At 34.3% G+C, this 12,741-nt stretch carries 11 protein-coding genes; 7 read left to right on the top strand and 4 right to left on the bottom strand.

The features are described from left to right. Positions 1 to 27 precede the first annotated feature (27 nt). Complete coding sequence (locus AC1Q5Z_RS00815; RefSeq protein ID WP_492443367.1) at positions 28 to 2,409, bottom strand: TonB-dependent receptor; 2,382 nt, start codon at positions 2,407 to 2,409, stop codon at positions 28 to 30. Positions 2,410 to 2,782: 373 nt separating this feature from the next. Between AC1Q5Z_RS00815 and AC1Q5Z_RS00820 the strand changes: the two genes are divergently transcribed. After that, entirely contained in the window at positions 2,783 to 4,336 is a 1,554-nt protein-coding gene (locus tag AC1Q5Z_RS00820) for a T6SS phospholipase effector Tle1-like catalytic domain-containing protein (RefSeq protein ID WP_492443369.1), read from the top strand. A 2-nt stretch (positions 4,337 to 4,338) separates the two neighbouring features. Beyond that, the gene (locus AC1Q5Z_RS00825; protein WP_492443371.1) at positions 4,339 to 5,361 is read left to right on the top strand and encodes a DUF2931 family protein; all 1,023 of its coding nucleotides are present in this window, start codon (positions 4,339 to 4,341) and stop codon (positions 5,359 to 5,361) included. Between the two features lie 182 nt (positions 5,362 to 5,543). Here the strand turns inward: AC1Q5Z_RS00825 and AC1Q5Z_RS00830 are convergent, their stop codons facing one another. The 3 genes from AC1Q5Z_RS00830 to trmD form a co-directional block, all read right to left on the bottom strand. Further along, on the bottom strand, positions 5,544 to 7,763 hold the full coding sequence (locus tag AC1Q5Z_RS00830; protein WP_492443373.1) for an NADP-dependent isocitrate dehydrogenase: 2,220 nt from the start codon (positions 7,761 to 7,763) through the stop codon (positions 5,544 to 5,546). 280 nt (positions 7,764 to 8,043) lie between these two features. After that, positions 8,044 to 8,394, bottom strand: coding sequence for a 50S ribosomal protein L19 (gene rplS, locus AC1Q5Z_RS00835; RefSeq protein ID WP_144214894.1), 351 nt, complete (start codon positions 8,392 to 8,394; stop codon positions 8,044 to 8,046). 221 nt (positions 8,395 to 8,615) lie between these two features. Beyond that, positions 8,616 to 9,290 carry a tRNA (guanosine(37)-N1)-methyltransferase TrmD gene (gene trmD / locus AC1Q5Z_RS00840; RefSeq protein ID WP_343589322.1) on the bottom strand — a complete coding sequence of 225 codons (675 nt, stop codon included), beginning with the start codon at positions 9,288 to 9,290 and terminating at the stop codon, positions 8,616 to 8,618. Positions 9,291 to 9,471: 181 nt separating this feature from the next. On the opposite strand from trmD, the gene AC1Q5Z_RS00845 reads away from it, so the two are divergent. The 5 genes from AC1Q5Z_RS00845 (at position 9,472) to AC1Q5Z_RS00865 (ending at position 12,608) form a co-directional block, all read left to right on the top strand. Continuing rightward, a complete protein-coding gene (locus AC1Q5Z_RS00845; protein WP_343589320.1) occupies positions 9,472 to 9,822 on the top strand; it encodes a hypothetical protein in 351 nt (116 codons plus the stop codon). A 70-nt stretch (positions 9,823 to 9,892) separates the two neighbouring features. Beyond that, positions 9,893 to 10,429, top strand: coding sequence for an NADPH-dependent FMN reductase (locus AC1Q5Z_RS00850; protein WP_492443375.1), 537 nt, complete (start codon positions 9,893 to 9,895; stop codon positions 10,427 to 10,429). Between the two features lie 31 nt (positions 10,430 to 10,460). Beyond that, entirely contained in the window at positions 10,461 to 11,333 is an 873-nt protein-coding gene (locus AC1Q5Z_RS00855; RefSeq protein ID WP_492443377.1) for a sugar phosphate isomerase/epimerase family protein, read from the top strand. Between the two features lie 12 nt (positions 11,334 to 11,345). Then, positions 11,346 to 12,251: a Zn-dependent protease gene (locus tag AC1Q5Z_RS00860; protein WP_488754114.1), complete on the top strand. Its 906-nt coding sequence runs from the start codon at positions 11,346 to 11,348 to the stop codon at positions 12,249 to 12,251. 9 nt (positions 12,252 to 12,260) lie between these two features. Then, entirely contained in the window at positions 12,261 to 12,608 is a 348-nt protein-coding gene (locus tag AC1Q5Z_RS00865) for a cupin domain-containing protein (protein ID WP_198857226.1), read from the top strand. Positions 12,609 to 12,741 lie beyond the last annotated feature (133 nt).

Raw genomic sequence — 12,741 nt, forward strand, 5'->3', positions numbered from 1 at the left:
AGCATATCTTTAGTTTTTTGAACTTTTTTAGAATTTGAAATTATAACTTACCGCAGGAACAATTCCGAAAATGGATAATTTTACTGCTTCGTTTGCGCCTGTATCAACATTTTGCCTAAAGTTGATTGAGGCTGCATTCATTCGATTATAGAGGTTGTAAATACTGAAAACCCATTCGCCTTTCCAGTTTCTATCTTTATTCTTGCGAGGCGTTAAAGTGGCAGAAATATCCAAATGATTATAAGAAGGAAGTCTGTTTTCGTTTCGTAATCCGTAACTTGGAACTATGATTCCTAAATATTGATATTGTCCATTCGGATACGTTACCGGCTGTCCTGACTGCAATGCAAAGTTAGCGCCAAAAGACCATTTTTCGTTTAAATTGTATGAAGATGTAATTGCTAAATTATGTGTTTTGTCATAAGCTGATGCATACCATTTGCCATTGTTGATGCCTATTTCTTCAGGTGTTCTTCCAGGAGTCTGCTGTTCAGATCTTGAAATGGTGTATGAAATCCAGCCATTCAATCGGCCTTTGTTTTTCTTTAGCATAAGTTCCAAACCGTATGAACGCATATGACCGTTTAAAATAACCTGTTCGATAGCGTCGTTTGCAATTAAATCGGCACCATCTATATAATCTAATCTGTTTTGTATTTTTTTATAATAGGTTTCTACTTCTAGAGAATAAGCGTCATTATAAAAATTTCTGAAGTAACCTAAAGCTACTTGATCTGCAAGTTGCGGTTTAATGTAATTGTCACTTGGCATCCAGACATCTAGCGGAGTAGGAGATGAGGTATTAGAAATTAATTGGAGATATTGTGCCATTCTATTATAACTCGCCTTCAATGATTGGTCTTGGTTTAATTGATAAGAAACAGAAAATCGAGGTTCTAAATTGTTATAACTCTGAATGACTTTGTTTTTGCCAAAATACTGAGTTGAAGTTGGTGTGCCTTTTTCGTAAATCTGCATATCTGGATTAAAAACCACAGGCTCATTATTATCGTAATAATTAATAGTCGAAGCACCTAATCTGTAAAATAAACTGTAACGCAATCCGTAGGCAATAGTGATTTTTTTAGAAAGCTGACTTTCTGCATCTAAATATACAGAAGGTTCAAAAGCATATTTTCTGTCCAGTTGATCTGGATTAATTCCTGAATCTTCTCCAGTTGGCTTTATAGTTCCGGGATTAAAATCGTAATATATGCCGTTTACACCATAATTCAGTTTTAGCTTATCTGAAAGATAATGTTTGAAATCGTATTTGATATTGTAATTTTTAATTCCAGAATCCCAATTGAAACCTACAAAATCAAGATCTAATCCGTAATAATAGTCACTGTAGATTAAAGAAAGATTGGAGAACAATTTATCAGAATACAAATGATTCCATCTCAAATTTAAAGTTGAATTTCCGTACGTATTGGTAAAACTTTTGTTTAATCTAAAAACGTCTCTGCCAAAATATCCAGACAAATACAAGCTGTTATTATCGTTGAGTTTATAGCTTAATTTGGTGTTTAAATCATAAAAATAAGCGGCATTATCTTTATCTTTTTCAGAGAATTTAAGGAAAAGATGCGCATAAGAAGCTCTTCCTCCAATTAAAAAAGAACCTTTGTCTTTTACAATTGGACCTTCAGCTAGTAAACGGCTTGAAATTAATCCGATTCCGCCATTTAAATGAAAATCCTTACTGCTTCCGTCTTTCTGGTAAATTTCTAAAACAGAAGAAGCTCTTCCGCCATAGCGTGCAGGAATTCCTCCTTTATATAATTTTAAATCTTTGATGGCATCAGGATTAAAAACAGAAAAGAATCCGAAAACGTGCGACGAATTAAAAATAGTTGCTTCATCCAAGAGAATCAGGTTCTGATCGGCACCACCCCCGCGAACATTAAAACCAGAAGCGCCTTCGCCTGCATTGGTAACGCCGGGAAGCAATAAAATAGATTTTAAGACATCAACTTCTCCTAAGACCACGGGCATTTTTTTTATGGTCGAAATTGAGAGTTTGTTTACACTCATTTCTGGAGTTTTAATGTTTGATTTGCCCTTATTTTCTGTAATGACGACTTCTTGTAATTCTTCGCCACCTTCTTTAATCGAAAAATTGCTTTTTGTATTCTGATTTAAAATGATGTTTTTTTGAATGGTTTGATACCCAACATAACTAATTTCTATTTCGTATTCTCCTTTTGGAACAGAAAGAGAATAAAAGCCATATTCGTTGGTTGTAGTTCCTATTTTTAAGGTTGGAATAAAGATGTTAACTCCAATTAAAGTTTCGTTGTTTTTGCTGTCGCTAATGATTCCGCTTAAAGTAAATTTTTCTTGGGAGAATGAATTATAGGCAGTTAAGATTAAAATTATAAACAGATTAATTTTTTTCGAAATCATTTTGTGGTATTTTGATTTACTTGGCTAAAATCCTGACTAATATATTAAAACAAGTTAATATAAACAAAAAAGAGGCTGTTAATACATTCTAAGATAGCTTTTTCGTCTTTGTCTTATTTTGATATTTATTGGGCTTGTTGAGGCGGTTTTTGATTTTTCGTAAATGTATCTTTAGAAACATTTAATTGCTAAAACCCAAAGAATATGTCAAAATGCAATGGATTCTCCTACAATGTAATATTCTACGATTTGAAGCTGATCCAGTAAATGATCGATGCGATATTTAAAAAATGTAGAAGCAGAAACTGATTTGGTATTTAATAATATATATAATAAAAGAAAAAATAGCGCGAAAAAATAAAATTCAGTAAAGATGAGTATAGTATTTGGAGATTACACGCCACCGCCGCCGCCCAAAGGAACAATTGATATTCGAATTGGTGTTTTTTTTGATGGCACTATGAATAATAGAACCAATACCAAAGCCAATCCTAAAATAGGCATTGCAGAGGATAAAGTCAAAGCAGCCAAAGCTTATAAAAGTTATGGCGGAGGTGACAGCAGCTATGAAAATGATTTGTCTAACATAGCAAGATTAGAAACCGCTTACACAGAAAATTTAGAGAAATTCGTTTCGAAAGTTTACATCGAAGGTATCGGCACAGAAGATTATCAAAGGGATAGTGTTTATTTTACAAAAGGCTCTGGAGCAGCTTTTGGAACAGGATCTACAGGTATTATTGCCAAAGTGCTGAAAGGGTGTGAAAAAACAGCAGAAAAAATTGCCAAGATTAAAAGGAAAGAGAAAATCAACTGTATTTATCTTGATGTTTTTGGTTTTAGTCGAGGGGCTGCCGCGGCACGAAATTTTGTATATGAAGTAAGCAAACAAAGATATTATCCTAAGGAGATTTTTGTTGAAGGAGCAGTCAATAAATATGACGGTAAGTATATAAAAGTAGATGATCATAATAAAAGAACAGACCTGAAAATATTGCCCAAATATGGTCATCTAGGATTGATGCTTAGTAAAGCTGATATAGATGTACCACAAACAAAAGTGAAAGTTTCGTTTGTAGGTTTGTTTGATACCGTTTCTTCTTACAGTCCTAATTCAACGACATCAGGAGATTTTGAAAATGATGTAGTAGAGCTTCAGCTAAATGCGATTAGCAAAGCAAAAAAAATATTTCATTTGGTAGCAGCTGATGAACACAGGGTTAATTTTATGCTTACCAGCGTAAAAGCTGCCGGTGGAAGTGAATATGTTTTGCCTGGTGTACATAGCGATGTTGGAGGCTCCTATGTGCATGATAAGCCAGATAACGTTCAGCTGCTTGATTTTGACAATACCTGGGGCGATGGTTACAATGATGAAGAATGGGACAAAGTGCTCAATAACGATTTGAATAATCTGATTGCTCAAGGTTGGTACACTAATAAAGAAGTCGTGCAGCCCAATAAGTGGCACGAAACGTACGGAAACCGCCCAAACATAAGTAACAAATACAGCTACGTACCGCTGCACATCATGGGCGAAAATACAAATGCATTTCATGATGAGACAATAGATTTTAGAATATTAAATAGGGATTTTAAAATTCCAAATGGGAAAGGCAATGAAATATATCCCGTAGATCTAACAGCCGTAAAAGAACGATTAGACGACTATATTAAAGGGGAAAAACCGAGGATGAAATACTATACCAACAAACAGCTAGAGGATTACAGAAAACAGCTTACTGCAAAGAAAATAACGGTTGAAGAATTTAATCTCATGGTCAATGACCACAATATGTTGTGGCAATTAAGAAGTAAATATTTCCATTGGTCTGCCAAATACGGCGAAATGGGTATGGAGCCTAATTTTGAGTTTAAAGATAAATTCAACATTCGCAGGTTTAGAAAAACAGCAAAAGATTCATAAAAATGAAAAAGTATTTCCTGCATCTTATTTTATTAACAACGATAACAATTTCATGTCAAAAAATGGAAGAGAAATTTGAATGGCTGCCCACAGAAAGTGCGCCAAAACTATACCCTATGAATATTTATACCGGTCATTTATATTTTGAAGATGGCGGCAGTGTTTATATACCCTGTTCGGGTTTTGCACATAACGGCTGGGGCAATGAAGGCTCTACGCACACTCAGGGCGAGGATTTAAAACCCGTTCCTGTAAAACTAGCCGTTACCTGGGCATCTTTTACAGAGAACAAATTCTATACCGGCAGCTGGGATCTGCCTAAGGACAAAATGCTGAAATTATTTAAGGAAGGCATAGTAAATTACGACACGGCAAAACGGGAGACTTATACTCAAATTCTAGTAGGTTGCGCACCTGGCGGAGTGGTTGTGGTCTGGATGTATGGCGCAGGAAACCAAGTCGAAATTGGACGTTTTCAGGCTCATGAAACCTACATTGCCCTGAGTGATTATGTGCCTGGCAATCCGACTATTACGCAAGAAGAATTTTTTAATATTAAAGATTATCCGGAAATAGCAGAGGCGATACAGAAAAAAGGAGGCATTGAATATGGTCTTTGGGATAGCTACAGAAAAAAGTATACCTGGCGCACGCGCATAGAAATTCCAAATCATGGATTTGAGGACATGAGTTTAGAAATGTTCAATGGCGAAAGGGAAGATATTTTTGATGAACAGCTCAAGCGAAATGAATTCAAACAAAGGGCAGTTCCTCAGAATGCAACTTTTATGCTAAGAAACCTCAAAAGAAAAAGAATCGTTTATGCATTGGATTTAGACGAAAAAGAAATTTTTAATTTATTCAAACAAGCTGATACTGCAAAAACCATAGAAATTATTTTAAAGGCTAATGAAGATTTAAGTCACCCCAGTCTTATTTTTAAACAAGGCGATAAAGAAATCCCTATCCATAAAATAGACTTAGAAAATACGTGGGAATATGAAAGTCTTAGTCGTAATGAGTAAAAGTAGACGTTTTTTAAACAATTGTGCGAACGTCTCAAAGTTAGTAATACGTTGTTAATTATGTTAGTAATTAAAGAGAGTGAAGAAAACAATACTACAATATGTGCAAAAAAAGAGAGTCTGTCAATTTTTAGACAGCCTCTCTTTTTTTATTTTGAGCTAAAACTTATACTCTAATATGCTTATTTAATTTTAGCTATAATAGCGTTAAAAGTTTCACTTGGACGCATTGCTTTGCTTACTAATTCTGGAGTTGGTTGGTAGTAACCTCCTATGTTTTGTGGTTTACCTTGAGCACCAATTAATTCAGCATCGATTTTAGCTTCGTTAGCTTCAAATTCAGCAGCAATTGGAGTAAAGATCGCTTTTAATTCAGCATCTTTAGTTTGAGCAGCCAAGGCTTGAGCCCAGTAGAATGCTAAATAGAAGTGAGATCCACGGTTATCGATTTGGCCTACTTTACGAGCTGGAGATTTATCGTTAGCCAAGAATTTGTCATTAGCTTGATCTAAAGTCTCAGATAAAACAAGCGCTTTAGAATTGTCTAAAGTTTGTCCTAAATGCTCTAAAGAAGCGCCAAGAGCTAAAAACTCTCCTAATGAATCCCAACGTAAATATCCTTCTTCTGTAAATTGCTCAACGTGTTTAGGAGCAGAACCTCCAGCACCAGTTTCAAACAATCCACCACCATTCATTAATGGAACGATAGATAACATTTTTGCAGAAGTTCCTAATTCTAAGATTGGGAATAAATCTGTTAAGTAGTCACGTAAAACGTTTCCTGTTACAGAAATAGTATCTAAACCTTTGATGATTCTGTCTAAAGTAAATTCAGTAGCAGCAATTGGGTTTAAAATACGGATATCTAAGTTTGTAGTGTCGTAGTCTTTAAGGTATTTTTGAACTTTTACGATTAATTCTCTATCGTGTGCTCTGTTTTCGTCTAACCAGAAAACAGCAGGAGTGCTAGATAAACGAGCTCTGTTTACAGCCAATTTAACCCAGTCTTGAATTGGAGCGTCTTTTGCCTGACACATTCTGAAAATGTCATTAGCTTCAACGTTTTGCTCCATTAAAACATTTCCATTTGCATCAACAACACGAACAACACCATCAGCTTTCATTTGGAAAGTTTTGTCGTGAGATCCGTATTCTTCAGCTTTTTGAGCCATTAATCCAACGTTAGGAACACTTCCCATTGTTTTTGGATCAAAAGCACCGTGTTTTTTACAGAAATCGATAGTTGCAGTATAAACTCCAGCGTAAGAACGATCTGGAATAACAGCAAATGTATCTTGTGCTTTTCCTTCTTTGTTCCACATTTGTCCAGAAGTACGGATCATTGCTGGCATAGAAGCATCAACGATTACGTCTGAAGGTACGTGTAAGTTTGTAATTCCTTTATCAGAATTAACCATTGCTAAAGCTGGTCCGTTTGCGATTGCTTGATCAATAGCAGCTTCAACTTCAGCTTGCTCAGGTCTTCCGGCAATTTTAGCGTAGATATCGCCTAAACCGTTTCTTGTATCAACGTTTAATTCAGCAAATAAAGAAGCGTATTTTTTGAAAACATCTGCAAAATATACTTCAACGATAGCGCCAAAGATAATTGGGTCAGAAACTTTCATCATTGTAGCTTTTAAGTGTACAGAAAGTAAAAGTCCTGCAGCTTTAGCTTCTGCGATTACATCAGCAGCAAAAGCTTTTAATTTGCTTACACTTAAAACAGAGCTGTCAATAATTTCTCCAGCTTTTAGTGGAGTGCTTGCTTTAAGAACAGTTGTTGAACCGTCTTTAGCAACAAATTCGATTTTTACATCGTTAGCTTCGTTTACAGTAACAGATTTTTCACTTCCGTAAAAATCGCCACTTGACATAGAAGCCACTTTAGTTTTTGAGTCAGCAGACCAAGCACCCATAGAGTGAGGGTTTGCTTTTGCAAAGTTTTTAACTGCTCTTGGAGCTCTACGGTCAGAGTTTCCTTCACGTAAAACTGGGTTTACAGCAGAACCTAAAACTTTAGCATATTTTGCTTTAATTTCCTTTTCAGCATCGTTTTGTGGGTCTTCTGGGAAATTTGGTACGTTGTATCCGTGCGATTGTAATTCAGCAATAGCCGCTTTTAATTGCGGTACAGATGCAGAAATGTTTGGTAATTTAATGATGTTAGCTTCTGGCTGAGTTGCTAATTGACCTAATTCTGCCAATGCATCTCCAGTTTTTTGAGCATCAGTCAAAGATTCTGGGAAATTTGATAAAATTCTTCCTGCCAGCGAAATATCTCTGGTTTCGATTTCAATTCCAGCTGTTGCTGTAAAAGCTTGAACAATTGGTAACAAAGAGTAAGTTGCCAATAGAGGCGCCTCATCAGTTAAGGTGTAAAAAATTTTTGATTTATTCATTTTCTTTTTTTTTTATAATCGTATCGTCAGGAGTTAACGATGTAAAAGATATATTCGGCTCAAAATGAGCGGAGCAAATATAATAAAATCACAACGAAAACGGTTGAGTTTTGATGAGAAAAGACGAAATTAACAGATTGTTATTTAGGACTCGTTAAATTGCTAAATCGATGATTTTGATATTAAAAAATTACGGTTTTGTTAGTGATGAAAATAGAACATAAAAAAAACTCGTTTCAAGCAATATGAAACGAGTTTTTTATAACATTTTGATAAATGATTATCTTCTTTTATCTTTAATCTTAGCTTTTTTACCAGTAAGTTGTCTGAAGTAGAAAATTCTAGCTCTACGTACAGCACCTTTCTTGTTCACTTCGATTTTTTGTAAAGCTGGCAAGTTTACTGGGAAGATACGCTCAACACCAACAGATCCAGACATTTTACGGATAGTAAAAGTTTCTGTGTTACCAGAACCTCTTCTTTGAATCACAACTCCTTTAAAGAACTGAGTTCTTGTTTTTTCACCCTCTTTAATTTCGTAGAAAACAGTGATTGTGTCTCCAGCTCCGAAATCTGGGAAATCTTTTTTAGCAACGAATTCGTCTTGAACGAATTTTAATAAATCTGCCATGATAATTTAAATTATGGTTTTTATATTAGAACAACATTCACGGATCTCGCCAGAGGTTGGTCAAATTCGGGTGCAAATGTAAAAAATAATTATAAATTATGAATTATAAATTGTAAATTATTTTTTGAGTCATAAAGTCGAAAGTCATAAAGTCTTAATGATTTAAAAATGAAGACACTAAATTGTGGACTTTATGACTTTGAACTTTAAAAATTTTAAGACTATTCAAGTAAATCTGGACGTCTATTTTTAGTATGTTCGTATGCCATATCTTCTCGCCATTTATCTATTTTGGCAGCATGCCCGCTGGTTAAAACTTCAGGTACTTTCCATCCTTTGTAATCTGCCGGTCTTGTATAGATTGGACCTGATAATAAATTGTCCTGAAAACTATCTGTTAATGCTGAAGTTTCGTCACTCAAAACACCTGGAATTAATCGGATTAAGGCGTCTGATAAAACTATTGCGCCCAATTCTCCACCAGATAAAACGTAATCGCCAATTGAAATTTCTTTTGTAATAAAATGATCTCGAACTCTTTGATCAACGCCTTTATAATGCCCGCATAAAATGATAATGTTTTCATACATTGACATTTTGTTGGCCATTTTTTGATCTAAAGTTTCCCCATCTGGTGACATATAAATTACTTCGTCATATTCGCGTTGGCTTTTTAAATGTGTGATACAATCATCGATAGGCTGAATCGTCATTACCATTCCTGCACCTCCTCCAAAAGGATAATCATCTACGCTTTTTTGTCTGTTGGTGCTATAATCACGTAGGTTGTGAAAGTGCACTTCAACCAAGCCTTTATCAATGGCGCGTTTCATAATTGAAGCCTCAAATGGGCTTCTTAGTAATTCAGGTAAAAGAGTTATAATGTCAATTCGCATCTTTATTCGATAATTTTCTTGCTGGCAAAGATACAAATAATGCCCTTGAGTCTTTTAGTAATAATTATATAACACACTTTTTGAATGGTGTAAATTTTAATAGGCTAACTTTAATTATCATTACGCTCCTTATTATCAAGGTATATCAACCAAGCGAATCTTAAAATCTGAACAGTTAATTATGAAAAAAACACTATTAGTTTCTGTAGTATTTGCATTTTTTATATCCTGCGCAAGTGCCAATTCGACAGCCGTTGCCGTAGGAGAAACCAAGTCGAAAGTGCTAAAAACTTTGGGCAGTCCAGTAATGACACTAGATAATAAACAAGATGGAGAAATTTTTGTTTATGCAGATCAGGTTTTTTCTAAAAAAGGAACGCGATTGGCAGGATCTCATTATTGGCATTATAATTATGTATATATAAGCAAAGAAGGTAAAGTCACATCAACGCGACAAGAAAAACAAAATTATCCGCCACAAGCAATTGATTCGATAAAAATGGAAGGACTAGGTTTATTGACTTCTAAGTAAATTTTTTCTTATATGTTTTTAAACAATTCGTATTTTTAAATTTAATTTATAAATACGAATTGTTCATTTAATGACTTCACCCAAAATAAAAATCCTTGCTATATCTGGAAGTACAAGAAGTAACTCCAGTAATTTCAAAATTCTGAAATACGTTTCAAACTGTTTGCAACCAGATTTTGAAGTAGAAATTTTTGAAGATCTAGAAAACCTTCCTCATTTTAATCCTGATTTAGATACAGAAAATCCTCCGAAAGAAATCAGTGTTTTTAGAAGTAAAATAAAAAATGTTGATGGTGTTATTATTTGTACGCCCGAATATGTGTTTAGTCTTCCAGGAAGTTTAAAAAACGCCTTAGAATGGTGTGTTTCTACCACTATCTTTTCAAACAAAAATACAGGTCTGATTACCGCTTCTGCTTCTGGAGAAATGGGGCATGAACAGCTTTTGCTGGTAATGAAAACATTAGAAGCAAAATTTAATGATAACACGCAGCTTCTTATTCAGGGAGTTCGGGGAAAAGTTAATGCTGAAGGAGAAATTGTATCAGAACAGACAGCAAATGCACTTCAAAATTTTGCAAAAAACTTTAAGAATCAATTTTTATAATATATTTACTTTCTGAATTTTATATTATAAAATGATTAGCAGAAGAAATTTCATCGTAACCACAGGTCTTGCCACTACAGCAGTTTTGGCTTCACCATCATTTGCATTTTCTATGAATAAAAAAGAAATAGGTTTACAGTTGTATACGCTTCGCGAAGAACTTCCGAAAGACGTAAAAGGAACTTTAGAAAAAGTAGCTAAGGCTGGTTATGCAACAGTCGAGACATATGGCTTTTCTGCCAAAGATCAGTTTTGGGGATTAACGCCAAAAGAATTGAAAAAGATTTTGGATGCTAATGGATTGAAAGCAGTTAGCGGACATTATAATTTAGGCAGCTTTTTATATGATGGAAACACTACAGAATTAAGTGCGGCAATTGAAGCGGCCAAAATTCTAAAAAGCGAATTTCTAACTGTTCCTTGGGTTGATGAACCTTTTAGAAGAAATATCGAAGATTATAAAAAGATTGTAGCTCGTATAAATGAAGCAGCAATAATGTGCAAAAAAGCTGGTTTAAAACTAGCGTATCATAATCATGATTTTGAATTTCAAAAGCACGATGGTGTTACAGGTTTTGAAATTTTATTAAAAGAAACAGACAAAGATTTAGTCTTTTTTGAACTTGATTTGTACTGGGTTGTTCATTCTGGAAATGATCCTTTACAATTGTTCAAAGAAAATCCTGGCCGATTTAAAATGTGGCATGTAAAAGACAAGGATAAAAATAATAATGATTTAAATACCGAAGTAGGTTCTGGAACAATAGATTTCAAACCATTATTTGCCGCAGCAAAACAATCAGGAATGATTCATTTTTTTGTAGAGCAAGAAAATAATTTTGCTGCCAATTCTTTTGATTCGATTAAATCGAGCTGTGATTTTGTTTCGAAAAATTTAATCTAGTACATTCCGTTTATGAGGAGACTTCTTTTGTTATTGCTGGCAATTCTTTGTTCTTGTGAATCAAATAAGAAAGAGAAATCAAATTCAAATATAGAACCAAAGCAAGAGCTTAATTTAAAACTAGATCCATATTTTGTAGCCATCAAAAATAATGATGTTAAGCTTGGCAAGCCTGTTTTTGGTGATTGGCTTTATTCTCGCAATGAAAAAGGGCAAACCTTTGAGCAGTTTATCAGAACAAAACATGTTATTCCAACGAAAGAAGAAAACATTATTTATTTGCAACCAATAGGAAAGTTTAATTCGTTGCAGAAGAAACAAATCGAATTAGTTCGTCAATATTTGCAGATATTTTTTCAGTTAGAAACCAAAGTTTTAAAAGATGTTTCCAATGATATTATTCCGAACAATGCTAGAAGAACTGGCGATGTAGGACAGGAACAATTTTTAGCGGGATATATTTTAACTGATGTTCTAAAAAAAGAAAAACCAAATAAAGGAGTTGCTTTAATGGCAATAACAGAAAACGATTTGTATCCAAAGCCAGAATGGAATTATGTTTTTGGATTAGCATCATATAGAGATAAAATTGCGGTAAGTTCTATGTACAGAATGCAAAAAGAAGCAGATTTTAATTTGAGTTTAGATCGATTATTGAAGATTTGCTCACACGAAATAGGACATATGTTCGGTTTGCATCATTGCATTGAAGGGAATTGCGTGATGAACGGAACAAATAGTATGGTAGAAACAGATAGGCATTTTATTAGATTATGTTCTCTTTGTCAAAGAAAATTAAATTCAGGATTTAAATACGATAACATAAAAAGGTTAAAAGAACTAGAAAAATACTTTAAGGACAACAAATTAACCAGCGGTTTTGAGTTAATGGAAAAAGACCTTAAAAACATTCAATAAAAATAAAAGATTATGAGTTTAGGAACAAGCAAAGAATTTATAAAAGGCGACGAGATCGAGTGGGAAGTAGTTGGAGAAGGCATCAAACGTAAAATTTTAGCTTTTGACGAAAGAGTGATGCTTGTAAATGTACATTTTGAAAAGGGAGGAATAGGCATCTTGCATGAGCATTATCATACTCAGGTTACATATGTAGCGAGCGGGAAGTTTGATGTTACAATAAATGGCGTAACAGAAACATTAAAAGAAGGCGATAGTTTTTATATTCCGCCGCACGCAATTCATGGAGTTGTTTGTTTGGAAACAGGAATGCTAACTGACGTTTTTGGTCCTGCAAGAGAAGACTTTTTGAAGTAAATTCAATAAAGAAAATCAGTTGATATTCGTTTTTTTGCGATAGCAAATCTGTGTTATCTGCGTTCTAGAAACAGTTAAAGATTAAACGGATTCGCTATCGCGAAGACACAGATTTACGCAGATTTTATTATAA

It is taken from the genome of Flavobacterium sp. GW823-FHT06G12, from assembly GCF_058794775.1.